General features: G+C 43.5%; 16 protein-coding genes. 15 read left to right on the top strand and 1 reads right to left on the bottom strand.

Annotation, left to right across the window (positions count from 1 at the left end):
* Window positions 1-78 precede the first annotated feature (78 nt).
* The 11 genes from F0220_RS18195 (at window position 79) to F0220_RS18145 (ending at window position 13845) form a co-directional block, all read left to right on the top strand.
* Entirely contained in the window at window positions 79-2661 is a 2583-nt protein-coding gene (locus F0220_RS18195) for a family 78 glycoside hydrolase catalytic domain (protein ID WP_317451992.1), read from the top strand.
* A gap of 154 nt (window positions 2662-2815) precedes the next feature.
* Entirely contained in the window at window positions 2816-3289 is a 474-nt protein-coding gene (locus F0220_RS18190) for a putative immunity protein (protein WP_091020589.1), read from the top strand.
* Window positions 3264-3803, top strand: coding sequence for a GNAT family N-acetyltransferase (locus F0220_RS18185; RefSeq protein ID WP_105599275.1), 540 nt, complete (start codon window positions 3264-3266; stop codon window positions 3801-3803). Before F0220_RS18190 ends, F0220_RS18185 begins: the two co-directional genes overlap by 26 nt.
* A gap of 71 nt (window positions 3804-3874) precedes the next feature.
* Window positions 3875-5032, top strand: a complete 1158-nt coding sequence (locus F0220_RS18180; protein ID WP_146117073.1) for an acyltransferase — start codon at window positions 3875-3877, stop codon at window positions 5030-5032.
* Window positions 5033-5199: 167 nt separating this feature from the next.
* Window positions 5200-5760 carry a DEAD/DEAH box helicase family protein gene (locus tag F0220_RS18175; RefSeq protein ID WP_105599273.1) on the top strand — a complete coding sequence of 187 codons (561 nt, stop codon included), beginning with the start codon at window positions 5200-5202 and terminating at the stop codon, window positions 5758-5760.
* Window positions 5761-5818: 58 nt separating this feature from the next.
* Window positions 5819-6124: a hypothetical protein gene (locus tag F0220_RS18170; RefSeq protein ID WP_105599272.1), complete on the top strand. Its 306-nt coding sequence runs from the start codon at window positions 5819-5821 to the stop codon at window positions 6122-6124.
* A 224-nt stretch (window positions 6125-6348) separates the two neighbouring features.
* A complete protein-coding gene (gene licT / locus F0220_RS18165; RefSeq protein WP_105599271.1) occupies window positions 6349-7191 on the top strand; it encodes a BglG family transcription antiterminator LicT in 843 nt (280 codons plus the stop codon).
* 167 nt (window positions 7192-7358) lie between these two features.
* Window positions 7359-9296, top strand: coding sequence for a beta-glucoside-specific PTS transporter subunit IIABC (locus F0220_RS18160; protein WP_105599270.1), 1938 nt, complete (start codon window positions 7359-7361; stop codon window positions 9294-9296).
* A 445-nt stretch (window positions 9297-9741) separates the two neighbouring features.
* On the top strand, window positions 9742-11655 hold the full coding sequence (locus tag F0220_RS18155) for a beta-glucoside-specific PTS transporter subunit IIABC (RefSeq protein WP_105599269.1): 1914 nt from the start codon (window positions 9742-9744) through the stop codon (window positions 11653-11655).
* A 34-nt stretch (window positions 11656-11689) separates the two neighbouring features.
* Window positions 11690-13132 carry a 6-phospho-beta-glucosidase gene (locus F0220_RS18150; RefSeq protein WP_105599268.1) on the top strand — a complete coding sequence of 481 codons (1443 nt, stop codon included), beginning with the start codon at window positions 11690-11692 and terminating at the stop codon, window positions 13130-13132.
* Between the two features lie 314 nt (window positions 13133-13446).
* The gene (locus F0220_RS18145) at window positions 13447-13845 is read left to right on the top strand and encodes a RidA family protein (RefSeq protein WP_091020576.1); all 399 of its coding nucleotides are present in this window, start codon (window positions 13447-13449) and stop codon (window positions 13843-13845) included.
* A gap of 121 nt (window positions 13846-13966) precedes the next feature.
* Here the strand turns inward: F0220_RS18145 and F0220_RS18140 are convergent, their stop codons facing one another.
* Window positions 13967-15127, bottom strand: coding sequence for a S8 family peptidase (locus F0220_RS18140; RefSeq protein ID WP_091020575.1), 1161 nt, complete (start codon window positions 15125-15127; stop codon window positions 13967-13969).
* A 220-nt stretch (window positions 15128-15347) separates the two neighbouring features.
* Between F0220_RS18140 and F0220_RS18135 the strand changes: the two genes are divergently transcribed.
* The 4 genes from F0220_RS18135 (at window position 15348) to fabD (ending at window position 18803) form a co-directional block, all read left to right on the top strand.
* Window positions 15348-15863, top strand: coding sequence for a GNAT family N-acetyltransferase (locus F0220_RS18135; RefSeq protein WP_091020617.1), 516 nt, complete (start codon window positions 15348-15350; stop codon window positions 15861-15863).
* A 50-nt stretch (window positions 15864-15913) separates the two neighbouring features.
* A complete protein-coding gene (locus F0220_RS18130; protein ID WP_091020573.1) occupies window positions 15914-16372 on the top strand; it encodes an SMI1/KNR4 family protein in 459 nt (152 codons plus the stop codon).
* 74 nt (window positions 16373-16446) lie between these two features.
* Window positions 16447-17304: a Cof-type HAD-IIB family hydrolase gene (locus tag F0220_RS18125; RefSeq protein WP_105599267.1), complete on the top strand. Its 858-nt coding sequence runs from the start codon at window positions 16447-16449 to the stop codon at window positions 17302-17304.
* Between the two features lie 293 nt (window positions 17305-17597).
* Window positions 17598-18803 carry an ACP S-malonyltransferase gene (fabD, locus tag F0220_RS18120; protein WP_105599266.1) on the top strand — a complete coding sequence of 402 codons (1206 nt, stop codon included), beginning with the start codon at window positions 17598-17600 and terminating at the stop codon, window positions 18801-18803.
* Window positions 18804-19038: the final 235 nt, after the last annotated feature.

Genomic DNA, 19038 nt, shown 5'->3' with positions numbered 1-19038 from the left:
TATAGGAACAATCCGATAGGCCTTGATGTCAAATCACCGCGTTTAAGCTGGCAGCTGCAATCCGATCGTCGGAACTGCATGCAATCCGCATACCAGATTCAGCTGTCATTGACGGAAGATTTTGATGGAATTGCATGGGATTCTAGCGAGATAACTACGGATCAATCCATACATGTGGAATTAAACCCGTTTCAGCCTTCTCCGCGAACGCGATACTATTACCGGATTCGGGCATGGGATGATGCAGGAAATGATTCGGGATGGTCCGAAACGGCTTATTTCGAGATGGGACTTATGGATCGTCATAACAAGTGGCAAGCAGAATGGATCACAGCTCAACCATCAGATGATGGAGATACGTCATGCCCGCGTATGCGCAAGCAGTTTAATGTAAAACAACCTGTTACGTCTGCCAGAATATACGTAACAGCACTTGGATTATACGAGTTGCATATGAACAACACAAGAGTAGGAGAAGATTATTTTACACCTGGCTGGACCTCTTATCGTAAGCGATTACAATATCAAACTTATGATGTTACCCACCTGCTTCAGGATGGACAGAATACATTAGGTGCTAATCTGGGTGATGGCTGGTACCGAGGATATCTTGGCTGGAACAAAGAACGGGAGATATTTGGTTCAACGTCCGCATTGCTGCTGGAACTGCATATGAAATACGCAGATGGATCAGAGGAATGTATTCTCTCCAATGGGGAGTGGACGGCTGCTTCAAGTGCCATTCGTATGTCGGACATCTATATGGGAGAGACGTATGATGCACGAATGGAGTCTGATTGGTCGGATTCATCTCAGACGAATTGGGCACCTGTGAACGTACTGGATCATCCCAAAGATATCATCGTTGCGCAGGAGAACGTACCCGTCACCCAAGTAGAACAGCTACAGCCAATCGCTTTGTTAACAACCCCACTGGGAGATCGTGTAATAGACATGGGACAGAATATGGTGGGATGGGTTAGATTTAGCATTCAAGGTGAGGTTGGTCAGACGGTTGAGCTGCATCATGCTGAGATATTGGATCATGAAGGCAACTTCTACACCGAAAATCTTCGCGCCGCCAAGCAGTGTATTCGCTACACTTGCAAGGGGGATGAAGTGGAAACATTTGAGCCGCATTTTACGTTCCAAGGGTTCCGTTATGTTAAACTGGTTGGCTTCCCGGAACACGTTAGTCTGGATGAATTCACCGGAATAGTGCTGCACTCGAATATGGAGCAAACAGGTCAGTTCTCATGCTCCAGTCCACTGGTGAACCAACTGCATCACAATATATTGTGGGGGCAAAAAGGGAACTTCCTTGATGTGCCGACAGACTGTCCACAGAGGGATGAACGACTCGGATGGACTGGCGATGCACAGATGTTTGTCCGCACGTCTTCCTACCTGATGAATACGGCACCCTTCTTCACAAAATGGTTGCGGGATCTGGCAGCGGATCAGGGAGAAGATGGAGGTATTCCATTCTTCGTTCCGGATCTGAGAAGTTCCACTTCAGAAGGATGGGGTGACACCAGTCATTCCTCCGCCGCTTGGGGGGATGCAGCAGTCATCTGTCCATGGACCATCTATGAGATGTATGGAGATGCCAGAATACTGGCTGAGCAATATGAGAGTATGAAGCGGTGGATTGAGTACATTCACGGGCAGGGCGATAACCCATATCTGTGGAACACGGGATTCCACTTTGGCGATTGGCTGGGACTAGATTCCAAGCCCGATAGTTATGTTGGCGCAACGGACAAGGACTATGTGGCAACTGCATTCTATGCCTATTCGGTTTCGTTAACTCAAAAAGCGGCTGAGGTACTTGGAAAGACAGATGATGCTGAATATTACAAAAAGTTGCATACAAACATTGTTCTTGCGTTTAATAACGAATTCGTCACTCCAGCCGGCAAAATTGCTGTTCCCACGCAAACAGCACATGTTCTTGCCCTCCAATTTGATCTGTTGGACGCCACTGCCCGAACTCGTGCTGGCGAACAATTGGCAAAACTCGTGAAAGAGGCGGGCAATCATCTTACCACAGGTTTCGTGGGCACACCTTATCTGAATCCGGTATTGAGTGATGCAGGTCTTCACGACCTGGCTTATACATTACTTTTTCAAGAGGATTATCCGTCCTGGTTATATCAGGTGACTCAGGGCGCAACGACTGTCTGGGAACATTGGGATGGGATCAAAGAGGATGGGAGTCTCTGGAGTGCTGATATGAACTCATTTAACCACTATGCGTACGGTGCGATTGGAGAATGGTTGTATCGTTATGTTGCTGGCATCCGGTCCGATGAACATCAGCCAGGATTCCGAATGGTGCATATCGAGCCGCAACCCGGACCTGGACTGGATTGGGTGGAAGCGAGTCTGGAGACGATGTATGGTCAAGTTGCTTCAAGCTGGCACCGGCTGGCGGAGGGTGAAATGGAGGCTCGGGTGCACATTCCCGCCAATACGAGAGGTACTGTTCGTCTTCCTGGAGCAGGTGCACAGATCGTTTTGGAGCAAGGGAAACCGTTGGATCAGTTGGATCAGATGAGTGGAGTTCAGGATATTCAAAACATTGGAGACGATGTTGAAGTCACCCTTGGATCTGGGAGTTACCGATTCACGTACAAAGTCACGGATGCGAAAAAGTAACGAGATATTCAACAGTCTGCATTGACAGAGTCCGTATAATGATAGAATAAGTGGTAAGCTGTACAGTTGAAGAGGATCTGCACACACGCAGGTCCTTTTTCGAACTTGTCTGAGAGTGAATTTGTAGTTTTTGAACAATGAAAGGAGCATGACCATGGCAAAACCTGCATTCAAAGATGCGCCTTTACGTAGTGAAATAGAGGATTTGGCTAAGAAACAGGATCACCATACATTGGCCTATTGGGCTGCGGAGTGTGCGGCACGTGCTTTGTATATATTTGAGAAAAAGACGGAGGATCTCCGCGCCCGTGATGCCATTGATGCAGGAAGAGGTTGGATCCGTGGAGAAATTGCCATGGTTGATGCTCGAAAGGCGGCTTTTGCAGCTCATGCTGCTGCACGAGAATTGGATAATGTCGCTGCCTCTTCTGCATCTCGTGCGGCGGGGCATGCAGCTGCAACGGCCCATGTGAAAGACCATGCGGTGCATGCCGCAACGTATGCAGTGAAAGCTATCTTTTATGACTGTTTGATGGAAGAGCAAGAACGTCGTGTCCTGGAAGAGAGAACGTGGCAATATCAATATCTGTTAGGAGGATGTAATGATCATGGGGAAAGAACAAGTTAGATTAATTAAACCATCACGAGCATATAAGGAAGCATATTTGGCATTTTATGAAGACTGGGTCAGAAGTGGAGAGTTGATGGTACCGTGGGTCATTTCCAAAGATCCTTCTGCGTTTGATGAGATGTTGGCGTTTTTGCAGCGCAATGAACAAGGGATCGACATCCCGGAAGGCTGGGTCAAAGACAGTACATACTGGCTGGTCACGGAGAGTCAACAAATTGTGGGTGCCGTCAATATAAGGCATGAGCTTAACGACAAATTGTTCAACAGTGGAGGGCATGTTGGATATGGCATTCGTCCAGGAGAGCGGCAAAGTGGCTATGGTTTCGAAATTCTCAGGCTGTCTTTGGAGAAAACGAGAGAGCTAGGAATCTCCAAAGTATTGGTTGTATGCGATGCGGTTAATGAGCCATCCAGAAGGGTTATCCTTCGAAATGGTGGCATCAAGGATGTAGACTATGTAGAATCCAATGGCAACGTTGTTGAACGATTCTGGATAGAAAATGTCGAATAATGCAGAATAATGGTGTAATATAACGAAAATAATATGGATTATGATTGTATTACCCTCGTGTGCTGATTAAAATGAAGCATAGAATCTGGATTGCGGCCGGAAACTATCATCCCATATCAGGCACAAGTGAGGTTATCTTTATGAATCAACCGGTTAATCGGCCCCGGCGAATTGAGTATCTGGATCTCTATCGTGCTTTTGCCATTATGGCAGTGGTAGCGATCCATGCGACTTCAACAGCAGTTGCGCATTACCCCAAGAATACATTAGATCATGATGTGTATTATTTCTGGAACACGTTTTTGCAATTTGCCGTTCCAGCGTTCCTGTTCCTGTCATCCCTGGTTTTGTTCTACAACTACAGCTCCAAGGTGAATGAGAAGGGGTGGATGCTCGCTTTTTATAAAAAGCGTTTATTCAATGTATTTGTACCCTATGTGGTGTGGTCCCTTATCTATTTTGCCATTAAACAGTTGCTTGCGGGCAAAGAACCTTTGACCCATGGTGTTCAATTTGCCAAACAATTAGTGATGGGAACCGCTCATACGCACTTGTACTTTTTTCTGATTATTCTTCAATTCTATATCGTTTTTCCGTGGCTTCTGTCCCTTACACGCCATCGTTTGTTTAATCGTTATTTGCCATTATTCTTTATTGCGGGTCAAGCGATCTTTTATGCACTACATTTGCAGTTTCACTTCGAACGGACAGGAAGTTTGTTACCCAGTTATCTGATCGTGATTGGATTTGGCGCATGGGTTGGGCTGAACTTTGAGTGGGCATTAAAGAAACTGTATACTCACCGTTATGTACTTATAGCTGCGTTATTGAGCGGAGGTGCCATTTTTATATATGGTAATGCTTATATCAAAACCGCTTTTGCTGCATATCCGGTGGTAACCTATACCGTGCTGTTCCTGTTCCGAAATCTGTTTACGTTGTCAGCCTGCTTGCTCCTGCTGATCTTTAGTGAACGATTGGGTGCAGGAAAACATACGGAAGTTCGTAAAGCTACGCATGTTCTGGATTCCTTGGGTACAGTTGCGTTTGGTGTGTTTTTAATGCATCCCCTCGTACTGCTCTTCTGGAGACGTGAATTTACAGATGACCTGGCTCGACACTTCAGCGTGGGTATCATCCTATCTTATGTTGTTACTCTCCTGATCTCATGGATCTGCGCAATGGGATTGCGCCGGATGAAGTGGGGATGGGTCCTGATCGGACGGTAAGTATAAGTAAACATATGTAATTTAAGATAAGAGATTTCAAGCCCTCACGCATTGAGGGATTCACTTGAAACCTCTTTTTTATTTGCACTAAAGGAGGTATCATAGAGTTTAATGTCCATAAAATTGAATTAATGGAATGAACGCTACCTTGTCAGGAGTGATCGAAAATGAAATTAGTGATTATTTTTGGCCCACAGGCTGTGGGCAAGATGACGGTGGGGCAAGAGCTGGAGAAGATAACAAAGCTAAAATTGTTTCATAACCACATGACGATTGAAATGGTGTCTCCTTTCTTCAGCTATGGTACACCACAAGGCAAAAGACTGGTGAGTCTGTTCCGTCAGGAGATTTTCGAGGAAGTGGCGAAGAGTGACCTGCCGGGTTTGATTTTCACATTTGTGTGGGCTTTGGACGCGGAGTCAGATGGTGAATACATCCGTAAGATCAGTGAGTTGTTTACATCCCAAGGGGGTCAGGTCTGTTATGTGGAATTGGAGGCCGATGCATCGGAAAGACTAGAGCGCAATAAAAGTCCGCATCGCCTGCTACACAAGCCAACAAAACGTGACATAGCTTGGTCTGAGCGAGATTTACTTGATACGATGAAGCTATATCGACTGAACTCGGAACCGGGAGAAATCAAGCATGAGCACTACATACGGATTGATAACACACACAAGAGCCCGGATGAGGTGGCAAAGTTAATTCAGGAACGATTTAATTTATAACCTGATGAAACGTTTATCTTAGCAGGGTAGATATGTTATATGAGAGGGGCATTACATCATGTACTTTGTTTTATTTTTGCTCATAGGACTTGTTTTATGTTATCTGATCCCATTCGGTCCGATTTTGGCTGGGGGCATTGTTTTCGCCCTTGTGATAGATCATTACCGCCAAACGATGCATATGCGTGAAGATATCCGAGACATCAAGAATCAACTGGGACTAATGAACAAAGGCGAGGCGCAGGAGTATGAGATGGATAAAGAATACACGCAAGTCGATCGTTTGGATTCAGAACAGATGGACATGATTAATCGAAGAATTGAAGCGGAACTGGAGAAAGAAAGCAAAAACAATAAACCGTGAATCCCTGTAAAATAATTCTTGATTTGCTCACTCCTGTGAGTATATATACCTAGATCGGGAGTCATGCTAATACGATATTAACTTTATGTTGCACTGTGTAGAAATTTGTAATAATATGAGGGAAGCGCGTACAACATATCGGGTTGTAACTGTTGAATCAGGCAAAGCCGTATACCTTGAGAAAAGGGATTGGTTTGTCTTTTTCTGTATATTGGAGTGATAAAGTGAAAATCGAGAAGGTGCTGAACAATAATGCTGTAGTTGCGATGAATGCCGAACAACAGGAAGTTATTATCATTGGCCGGGGGATTGCTTATCAGAAGCGGGCGGGTGATATGGTTTCCGAGCAGCATATCGACAAGATATTTACTTTACAGAATGAAGATATTCAGGAAAACTTCAAGGCATTAATCTCAAGCATTCCTTTGGAATACATGAAAGTATCCGAGGAAATCATCGCTTACGCCAAGCTAAAACTTGGCAAGAAATTAAATGAGAGCATCTACTTACATCTCACAGACCATATTCACTTTGCCATTGAGCGGTATCGTAAGAATCTGCCTATACGCAACGGGTTGATCTGGGAGACAAAGCAGTTATACAAAGAGGAATATGAAGTCGGAATGGAAGCGCTCAATATGATCTGTGATCAGTTTGGTGTGATCTTGCCCGAGGACGAAGCCGGATTTATGGCACTTCACTTTGTCAATGCAGCGTTGAATGAGGAAATGCCCAACATCAAGAGTATGACGCAGGTCATGCAAGAAATTTTGACAATCATCAAGTATCATTTCAAAATTGATTTTGATGAGAACTCACTGACATTTTATCGCTTTGTGACGCATTTGAAGTTTTTCGCTCAACGTTTGGTGAAGGGAAAACATTACAAGAGCAACAACGATGATGAACTGTTCCTGATGATTCAGAAAAAGTATCCGGCAGCGCACAAGTGCTCGGAGAAAATCAAGAAATTCATTGAAAGCAACTACACGTATCAACTAACTGACGAAGAATTGATGTACTTAACGATCCATATTGAGAGAGTTGTGAATGCAACTACTGAATAATCCCATAGATCAGCTTGCAGGGTTGCAACCACTAGGGCAAAACCTGAACGCTTGAATGACAGAACATACCGTTAACCGGATGTTCCATACATTCAGATGTTCAGGTTTTTTTATTCTCTCCAATATGCTTTGAATCCGTGTCTAGCCAGAAAGGAAGAAAAGACTTCATGAAACACGAGCAATTAGCCAAGGACATTCTGTCTGGCGTTGGTGGTAAACAGAACATTAACAGCGTAGTGCACTGTGCGACCAGACTTCGTTTCAAATTAAAAAATGACAATAATGCCAAAACAGACGAACTCAAAAATCTACCTGGAGTCATAACGGTAATGCAAAGCGGGGGGCAATACCAGGTAGTTGTGGGTAACGAAGTGTCTGATGTGTATAAAGCCTTGTTACATGTGGGTAATATGAATGCGGATGAACCGGTCTCAACTGATGAGTCAGAATCTTCCGGTAAAAAAGAGAGTCTCTTGGGTCAGTTTATCGACTTGATCTCGGGTGTATTTACACCAATTCTCGGCTTGCTTGCTGCAACAGGGATGATCAAAGGTTTCCTGTCCATGTTTACTTCTCTCGAATGGCTGGACCCGGCTTCAGGAACATATCAATTGTTGAATGCTGCAGGAGACTGTCTGTTCTACTTCTTCCCAATCTTCCTGGGTTACACAGCTATGAAAAAATTCGGTGGATCTCCATTCCTCGGGATGGCCATCGGAGCATCACTTGTATATCCGACCTTATCCGGTCTTAGCGGTGGAGAGCCGCTATATACGTTATTTACAGGCACATTGTTTGAATCTCCGATTCACATCACGTTCCTGGGTATTCCCGTGATCTTGATGAGTTATTCCTCATCCGTAATCCCGATTATTATTGCTGCTTATTTTGGAGCAAAGGTAGAAGCATTCTTCAAAAAGATCATTCCTTCTGTTGTGAGAACGTTCCTCACGCCATTTTTTACCATTCTGATTGTTGTACCTGTAACATTCCTCTTGATTGGTCCAATCGCAACATGGGCAAGTCAGCTGATTGGTGCCGGGGTATCGGGCATCTATGACTTGAGTCCGTTGGTGACTGGTATTGTTGTTGGTGGATTGTGGCAAGTATTGGTTATCTTCGGGTTACACTGGGGTATCGTACCAATCATGTTGCTCAATCTGTCCACTCTGAAAGCAGATCCGATTCTGGCGATGATGTTTGCTGCTTCTTTTGCTCAGATTGGTGCCGTTCTTGGGGTTATGCTTAAAACGAAAAATACCAAACTCAAATCACTGGGTGTTCCTGCCTTTGTGTCCGGGATTTTCGGTGTAACTGAGCCTGCTATTTATGGTCTTACTTTGCCACTGAAAAAACCATTTATTATGAGTTGTATTGCTTCTGCAACCGCTGGTGGTATTATTGGCTTTGCAGGTTCCAAAATGTTTGTATTTGCTTCAGGAATCTTTGGTGTTCCAGCGCTGATTAGTCCCACAGAGGGGATCAACTATGAATTCTGGATGGCCATGATTGCCACTATCATTGCTTTTGTACTAGGTTTTGTTCTCGTTTATTTTGTAGGATTCAAAGATCCTGCTAATCCAGAGGCTGCCAAACAGGCTCCAGAGCCAGTAAAAGAAGAGAAGGCAGCACTTGAGCCTAATCCGAACAATCGTTACGAAATTGCCAGCCCAATGACGGGTGAGGTAGTTCCTTTGCAAGAAATTAATGATGCTACATTTGCTGGTGAACATATGGGTAAAGGGATTGCTATTCGCCCAACCAGTGGGAGAGTTGTATCCCCGATTAATGGTGTGGTACAGACGATTTACCGTACCAAACATGCGATTGGACTTGTAGATGATCAAGGTGTAGAGATTCTGATCCATATTGGTCAGGATACGGTACAGCTCAAAGGTCAGCATTTCACTGCCCATGTGAAAGATGGAGATCGTGTGAGTGTTGGCGATCTGATCGTTGAATTTGATCTGCAAGCCATTATTGAGGCGGGTTATGAGACCGTAACACCGATTATTGTAACTAATACGGCTGATTATTTGGACGTGGTTGCTACAACAAATCGTGAAGTGCAAGAAAAGGATAAATTGGTTACGGTTATTGGTTAATTCTGCTTTAGTGCGTATTTATAAATGTGAACATCATGAAAAAAAAGGGACCATTTCGATACTTTCGAAGGGGTCTCTTTTTTCATTTTTGGTCACTCCAATGTATTTGTGGAATTAATAAAAATAAGTGTTGCAAACGTAGTTCAGATGTACTATGATGAGTTCAAGAAGTAAGCGCATACATCAATCGGATTGTAACTGTTCAATCAGGCAATGCCGACCATCCTTAGTTCATAGGGTATGGAATGTAACTTACTTTCGTTATCCAAATAATTAAATACCAATGTGTACAGCCTTACAGGGTTGCAACCGTTAAGGGCAAAACCTGAATTGCTGAATAACACGACTGATTTCCGGACGATCCGGTATGTTGTGTATGTTCAGTGGTTCAGGTTTTATTTGTTTCAAAAGTCATGGGGAGTCTACTTAGAGAGGGAGAATTACAATGAGCAACTACGATCAATTAGCTAAGGACATTCTGTCAGGTGTAGGTGGTCGAGACAATGTAAACAGCGTATTCCATTGTGTAACAAGACTGCGGTTTAAACTGAAAAATGAAAGCGTAGCCAAAACGGAAGAACTTAAAAATCTGCCAGGTGTTATTACTGTCATGCAAAGTGGTGGACAATATCAGGTCGTTATCGGCAACGAAGTGCCGGATGTATATAAAGCAGTTGTTAAGGCGGGGAATTTCCCAACCGAAGGTCAGTTTGAAGAGGAAGCAGACAACTCAGGCAAGAAAGTTGGATTGTTCAGTCGATTTATCGACATGATCTCCGGTGTGTTCACACCATTACTCGGTTTGCTGGCTGCAACAGGTATGATTAAAGGTTTTACAGCGATGTTTTTATCATTCGGATGGCTTACGGATACTTCCGGAACGTATCAACTGTTGAATGCAACGGGTGACTGTCTGTTCTACTTCTTCCCGATCTTCCTTGGTTACACGGCAATCAAGAAGTTTGGCGGTTCACCGTTCCTGGGTATGGCGATAGGCGCCTCGTTAGTTTATCCTACGTTGTCTGGGTTGACTGCCGGGGATCCATTGTACACTCTGTTTGCAGGTTCATTGTTTGAATCACCGATTCACATCACGTTCCTGGGGATTCCGGTCATTCTGATGAGCTATTCAACATCGGTTATTCCAATCATTATTGCTACTTTCTTCGCTGTTAAAATTGAAAGATTCTTCAAAAATATCATTCCTAAAGTCGTAAGCACGTTCCTTGTTCCATTCTTTACTTTACTCGTTATCGTTCCAGCAACGTTCATTCTTATTGGTCCAGTATCCACATGGGCGGGTCAGTTGATTGGGGCGGGAGCAACAGGTATCTACGAATTAAGCCCAGTTATTACTGGTTTGGTTATTGGTGGATTGTGGCAAGTGTTTGTATTGTTTGGTCTTCACTGGGGACTTGTTCCTGTCATGCTTCTTAACTTGAGTACATCTGGTGCTGACCCAATAATTGCAATGTCATTCGCAGCTTCCTTTGCACAGATTGGTGCTGTGCTTGCAGTGATGTTCAAAACAAAGAATACGAAATTAAAATCTTTAGGTATTCCTGCATTCATATCGGGTATCTTCGGTGTAACTGAGCCAGCCATCTACGGTCTGACACTTCCACTGAAAAAACCGTTTATCATGAGCTGTATTGCAGGTGGTATCGGTGGCGGTATTTTGGGATTAGCTGGTTCGAAATTATACATCTTTGGTGGACTGGGAGTATTCGGGTTCCCAAGCTTCATTAATAAAGCTACAGGTGTTGATTCCGGATTCTATATGGCTCTGGTGGCATGTGGCATTGCATTCATCCTTGGTTTTATTCTGACGTATGTGGTTGGATTCCAAGACAAAGTAGAAGCTAAACCAGCTCCAGTACCTGTACTTGATCCAAATCCGAACAGCAGATACGAAATTGTAAGCCCAATGGCTGGTGAAGTCGTTGCACTGAAAGATATTAATGACGTAACGTTTGCAGGAGAGCACATGGGTAAAGGGATTGCAATTCGTCCAACCAGCGGTAGAGTGGTATCTCCAATTACGGGTATTGTTCAAACGGTATATCGCACGAAACATGCCATTGGTCTTGTAAGCGATGATGGTGTAGAGATGCTGATCCATATTGGTCAGGATACGGTGAAGCTGAAAGGTGAATATTTTACAACCCATGTGAAGGACGGAGACCGTGTTAACGCAGGTGATTTGATTGTTGAGTTTGACCTGCAAGCGATTAAGGATGCAGGATATGAGACGGTTACACCGATCATTGTCACGAATACTTCCAATTATCTGGACGTTGTAGGAACGAAAGATGCATCTGTTCATGAGAAAGATAAATTGATCACGGTATTAAGCTAATTGAAATTACAGATGGTTTAGGAGGTACTCCTCAATGAATGAAAAATTTACAGCCTTCCCGGAGAATTTTCTCTGGGGAGGAGCAACCGCAGCGAATCAATTGGAAGGTGCCTATCTGGAAGGTGGCAAAGGTTTAACAACGGTAGATCTGATTCCGATTGGTGCGAATCGATGGAATATTGCTCTGGGTAATCTGGATTCATATGAGCCAAAAACAGGGGAATTCTATCCTTCACATGAAGCCATTGACTTCTATCATCGATATAAGGAAGATATTGCGTTATTTGCAGAAATGGGATTCAAGTGCCTCAGGCTTTCAATAGCCTGGGCACGGATTTTCCCTAATGGGGATGAAGCGGAACCAAATGAAGCAGGCTTACAATTTTATGATGATGTCTTTGATGAGTTATTGAAATACAACATTGAACCTGTTGTGACGATCTGTCATTTCGATGTACCTGTGCATCTGGTCGAGACTTACGGCGGTTGGAAGAATCGTAATATGATCGGTTTCTTTGAGAAATATGCGACGACGCTATTCAATCTATACAAGAATAAAGTGAAATACTGGATGACGTTTAATGAGATCAACATGTTGCTGCATCTTCCGTACATTGGAGCGGGTATTGTTCTGCAGGATGGTGAAAACAAAGATCAGGTTCTGTATCAGGCAGCACATCATGAATTGGTAGCCAGTGCACTTGCGGTTAAAGCTTGTCATGAGATTATTCCTGGTGCACAGATCGGCTGTATGCTAGCGGCTGGAATGGTCTATCCATATAGCTCTAACCCGGATGACGTATGGAAGGCTATGGAGAAAGACCGCGAGTCGTTCTTCTTCATCGATGTGCAGTCGAAGGGAGCATATCCGGGTTATACCAAAAGATTTTTCAGAGAAAATGACATTCAGATTGAGATGCAACCAGAAGACCAAGATATCTTGATGCAGAATACAGTCGATTATATTGGTTTTAGCTACTATGCAAGCCGTTGTACCAGTACAGACCCTGAGATTTTGAAAGATTCGACAGAAGGCAATGTATTTGGTTCGGTGAAGAACCCTTATCTGCAAGCTTCCGAGTGGGGATGGACCATTGATCCCAAAGGACTCCGTATTACATGTAATCAGCTTCATGACCGCTATGGCAAACCGTTGTTTATCGTAGAAAATGGACTTGGCGCAACCGATGTGTTGTTAGACAATGACTCCGTTGAAGATGACTATCGCATCGAATATTTGAATAGTCATTTTGCCGAGATGGCTGAAGCGATTCAAGATGGTGTCGAGCTGATAGGTTACACAAGCTGGGGACCGATTGACCTGGTCAGTGCGGGTACCGGAGAGATGAAGAAACGTTATGGCTATATCTATGTAGACCGAAATAATGATGGTACGGGCACACTTCGCAGAGTGAAAAAGAAGAGTTTTCACTGGTACAAAGATGTCATTGCAAGTAATGGCGCACAATATTTCTAATACAAGGTGTTCGATGCTATAGAATAAACAAAGAGCAGTCTCGTTATAACGGGATTGCTCTTTGTTTATGAGGGGATGAATTTGACCCCTGATGTGGCTTTCCGATATAATAAAGAAATGAAGAGAAGCTTGTCACTTAAGAAGGGAGGAGCATCCACTCATGAAGAAAAAATCACTTGCGTTTATATCTTCGGGATATGGATACTCCACTGCTGTCTTTTTCTAGAATCTATTCCAAGGGTGAAGTCTGCCCAAAATCGGAAGGAAACTAGGAAATAACGCAGAAAAATCTTAAGAATGATGAGGTAATCCAGATGAATATGGACAAAATTACTAGAACAAATCCAGAAAAAATGCCAGCTCCTGTAGGGCAGTACACGCATATTACAAGAATCCCGAGGAATGCAGAGTTATTTGTGACTTCGGGTCAAATTGGAGCAGATCATAATGGACTTTTTCCAGAGAGTCTGAATGAGCAAGTCACTAATACATTTAATAATATTAAAACAGTGCTCGAATCTGAGCGTTTAGATGCTGAACATATTATCAAAGTGAACGTATGGGCAACCGAGGAAATCGATTGGGATTTCTTATATGCCGAGTGGGGACAATTATTTAGTACGGATTATCCTGCAATGACGATTGGATATATTACGGCGTTAGGTTTACCAGAGATTAAAATTGAAATAGAGCTTTGGGCAGCAAAAGTTTAACCTCGAATACTTTTTAACCAAACGAAGGAGCATCTTACTTACAGATGCCCCTTCGTTTTTTAATTTGTGTAAAAATGGAAAGGATATGCCCTGTGTGCAATCATGAGCGATAGTAGGTGTATTATGGCACCTGTAAGCTCCGATAGGCATTCAATCGTCCATACGTCCAGTAGACTCCGGAGCCGGATACTGGATCAGAAGCAAAGCATAGTGCATCCCGAATCTGGGCATTGGTTTTACCTTGTGCAGCGAGAAGTGCAGCTACTCCAGCCACATGTGGTGCTGCCATGGATGTTCCACTTAGGTAGGCATAGGAACCACCCAGATAGGTGGATAGGATGGTATCTCCTGGTGCAGCCATATCGACCCACGAACCATAGTTGGAGAAATTGGATTTGAGATCGGAAGGATTGGTTGAAGCGACAGCTATGACGTTGGGATACGATGCGGGTACGATCGGGAATGTAGTGTTGTCGTTGCCGGCTGCAGCAATAATTACGGCTCCACGATCCCAGGCATACTGCACAGCAGCTTGGAGGAATGCGTCTCCCATCGGACCACCAAGGCTCAGGTTAACCACCTGTACACCGTTATTGGCAGCATAGACAAGACCGTTACCCACATTACCGACCGTTCCTTGCCCGTTGTTATCCAGGACCCGGAGCGGAACGATGGATGCAAGTGGTGCAGCGCCTGCGATGCCCACCCCATTGTTGGTAACAGAAGCAGCGATCCCTGCTACATGTGTACCATGTCCGTTCCCGTCTTCAGGGATATTATCATAATCAACATAATCGTAACCGGGGATGAGCTTGGAAGCCAATTCTGGGTGGTTTAGCTGTACACCAGTGTCGATAATGGCGATTTTAACAGAGCTGTTACTTTGAGTGATATCCCATGCAGCGGGTGCATTGATTTTGGACAGGTTATACTGGTAAGGGAAGAAAGGGTCGTTAGGGGTGAAGGAAGCCTCAACAAGGTAATTTGGCTCTGCATGTTCAATCAACTCATGATCTTTGTAATGTTTCAGGATCCGGTGCATTTTTTTGCGGGATTCCACACGGTACCAACCCAAATCCTCGTATGTTTCCGCGACTTTACATCTCCCTTTTTTGTGAAGGGTGTGCATCTCATCTGGTGTTGTACCTTCCTTGAATTTGACTAAGAGCTGCTTGGGGGCATGTGGGTGAAACTTGCTCTCGGCACGTTGGTCCAGAAAACGATACACGAACACGATTATTGCTAGCGAAATGAAACCAAAAACACCTAACCATAACCACATTTGCGTTTCTCCCTCCAACATGGATTGTGACACGCCTTATCGTATGCGAACTCTATCAGACTGTGAGGGCATGTTTTTAATTTGGTTAGTAGTGTAGATAGATTGATAGGAAGGGATAAATTCGGTAAGATGATATGAAGTGAGCCGCTTTGGCATGAACAAGATTTAAGGCAGGGCCGAGAGGTAGCTCCTAATACAGAGGATAAGGAATGTGGATTTATTGACACAACTTCAGAGTATACCGACAGTCACACCAGTTCAGGCACACCAGATTCATGATGCCATTGATTTTGCCATGCGTGTACGCAGAGAAGTGTTTCCCATGATGGATCACACGAGGTTACCTGTGGATTTCGAGCAGTTCACAGAACATTATCTGGAATCCAATGAATCGATTTTTCTTGTTGCAATGACAGGGGATGCGGGCATCGTCGGAACGATTGGGATATTACCATATGATGGACGTATTCAGGCCGTGGACGGCCGATATGCAGCCCAGTCCGCAGCCGAAATTGTGAAATGTTATGTAGATCCTGCGTATCGCAGATACGGCATTGGTTCCCTGCTGGTAAAAGAACTGGAGAATGTGGTGAAGGATATGCACTATACGACACTCTACTTGCATACACATCGCTTCTTGCCAGGAGCCGTAGATTTCTGGAAACGTCAAGGGTATACGGTTATTGCTGAGGAAAATGATGACTGGCAAACTGTACATATGGACAAGTTGGGATGAAGGTAATCATAACCAAATGACATTACAATGGTATTGGAGGAGATCTATCCATGTATTCAAGTCTGATTGAGAAACTGGAGCATACCGAGGTTATACGCTGGTTCCCGAATCATCAAGTTCAAGAGAGCTGGATTACCGAAATTGAACAGGAGTTGGGCTTTCCGTTACCTCCGTCCTATCGCTGGTGGCTTCTGAATTATGGCATAGCGATGTTAAGTGGAACCGGAATTCTGACCATATCGCCTCCAGAACACCGAGAGTATGCGGACACTGATATTTTGTATAGATACCGACTTGCCGACGAAGACACGAAGAAGGAAGGGAAGCTGGAACTGTTTGTACCGGACGAAGATGAATATTACTATTTTGATACGCGGACGGCAGATCACCTTGGAGAGTACAAAGTGATGCGTTTGGATTATTTTAATGGGGAACCTGAAGTATACGCGGATTCTTTTGCCGAATTTTTGGAGAAGTTGATCGATCAGCGAACACCACGGAATAGGTAATTTTGTAAAAGGAAAATGCCTGTCGGCACTCGCACGGTTAGACATAAACAACATACATGATGGGGGCTAGGCAGATGAACAAAACGAAGCGAAAAATTGTTTTTATTGATATTGATGGCACATTGGTCGACGATGATGGAAACATTCCGTTGTCAGCACAGAAGGCTTGTAAACAGGCCAGAGAGAACGGATATCTGCTCTATTTATGTACAGGCCGATCCAAAGCAGAAATTTATGATTCCATCTGGGATGTCGGATTCGATGGTCTGATTGGTGCAGGTGGGGGTTATGTTGAGTTTGGCAAGGATGTGTTATATCACAAAAGGGTAACAGCGGAAGATGTTCGACATATGGTCGATTTCTTTAATGAGAATGGCATTGACTTCTACCTTGAATCCAATTCGGCATTGTACGCGAGTAGCAATCTTCAACCTCACCTGGAACGCCGTATCTATGGCGATGTGGAGAATGACCCTGTAGCCAGAGAGAAGAAGGAGCTGAAACCGCACCCGTTTATTGCCGGATTGACGTATGGAGAGGCCGATCTGTACAAGGATGATGTGAACAAAGTATGTTTCTTGGAGAGCTCAGCTATCCCGTTTGAGCGAATCAAGCAAGAGTTTGAAGGGAAATTCGAAGTCATTCAGTGCACTGTGCCGATCTTTGGTGAAGGAAGTGGTGAACTGATGATCCCTGGCATTCACAAAGCCATTGCGATCGCCGATCTGCTGAAGCATCTGGGCATGTCCCAAGAAGATACATTTGCCATCGGTGATGGCATGAATGATGCCGAGATGTTGGAATTTTGTAACATCGGCATTGCCATGGGTAATGCAAAGCCAGGTCTGAAAGCCATTGCAGATGATATTACTGGAACAGTAGAGGAAGATGGATTGTATCATAGTTTTGTGAAGTATGGATTGATCACTTGATAAAGTAATGAGACAATCTGGAAAACGGGTAATACGTACACCCTTTGTCCCAAAACTTATTTTAGATCCTGCATATATTATTGCAGGGTCTTTTTTTCACGTCCGTTGCAGTATAGGATTCCAGGTAAGGAGAATCGTGAGTTTCCGTTCATAGAAATAGATGACCCTCCTTTTGACTTTATTATTGCATAACTCCTAATGAAAGTTTATTATAAATTTTGAAAACAAGGAATTTATTGGTTTTATGTTGTCGAAGTGCATGAAATATAAAGTTGATACATGGAGGATGCTGGATGAGTAATGTAGCTCTGTTGTTTCCTGGACAAGGTTCTCAGATGGTTGGGATGGGTAGAGACTTTTGGAATAACTTCGATGTGGCTAAGAAGTTATTTGAAGAAGCCAGTGATGCCATTTCTTTCGATTTGAGAAAGTTATGTTTTGAAGGTAGCATGGCTGATTTGACAATGACAATGAATGCTCAGCCTGCACTTTTGACTGTTAGTGTCATTGCTTATCAAGTTTATATGCAAGAAATAGGGATGGAACCCGCTTATTTGGCTGGGCATAGTTTGGGAGAATATTCGGCTCTGGTATGCGCAGGTGTTCTCTCATTTCATGACGCCATTAAACTGGTAAGACAACGAGGGAGTATTATGCACAATGCAGACTCGGATCAGAAAGGTACCATGGCCGCCATTTCAGGTATTCATTTAGATACACTTCAAAACATATGCGAACAAGTTTCCACGATCGAGCGTCCTGCTTGTGTGGCTTGTATGAACGCTGGCCAGCAGTTTGTCATTTCGGGACATCGGCACTCTATACAAGAAATTATTAAAAGGACAGAAGTTTTGAGAGCGAAACATTCTTATATCAATGTAAGTGGTCCCTATCATTCTCCCATGATGCAAACCGCAGCAGAACAATTCAAAGTTGAATTGGATCAATATCAATATGCCCATGCAATATACCCGATTATTTCCAATGTTACAGCAGCACCCTATGAGTCTGATCGATCTGTCGTTGATTATTTAAACATGCAGATGACGATGCCTGTAAGATGGTCAGAGTCTATGCTCTATCTGGTTGCAAATGGGGTTACTGAAGTTATAGAGTTGGGTTCTAAACATGTGTTAGTTAGTCTTACGAGCAAAATAACGAAGCGTATTGTACCTTACTCGCTAAGCCAGCCTTCCGATTTACTAATGCTTACCAATACACAAGAAAGGAAAAATAAACGAATATCGATTCGTAAAAAGTTGTTATCAGAACTAACAGTAACCGCACTGATTTCACGGAATTATAACCCAGATTCGATATCATACACCCAAACGGTTGAGCCATTATTTCACCAATTACAACGGGCAAAGGAACAAGTAAACAACAATGAATATGAACTTAGTGAAGAAGAGATAAATGATGCTCTACAGGTATGTCATTCCATTATTATAGCAAAAAAAATTCCATTGGATGGAACCGCGTTGATTGATGCAATCTAGTACTCGTTCTGTTCTTTTGCAAGATCTGTATTACAGCGACAGACTGCCTTTTTATAAGGTAGTCTTTTTGTCTTTTAATGCATCTGAACTTGTTGAAGCTTCAGATATTGGTAATAAATATGTCAATAATCCAAAAATCAATCTCTATTTTTTACCATAAAGTAACAATAAATTGATTGATTTTACATATATTTCTATGGTAAAATTTTGCTTGAAATATGTGTAAATAATTAGA

Origin of the sequence: Paenibacillus sp. 37 (genome assembly GCF_008386395.1) — a bacterium.
Taxonomy (GTDB): Bacteria; Bacillota; Bacilli; order Paenibacillales; family Paenibacillaceae; genus Paenibacillus; species Paenibacillus amylolyticus_B.
Note: the sequence above shows the minus strand (reverse complement) of the source record. Positions and strands in the feature narration are given on the sequence as shown.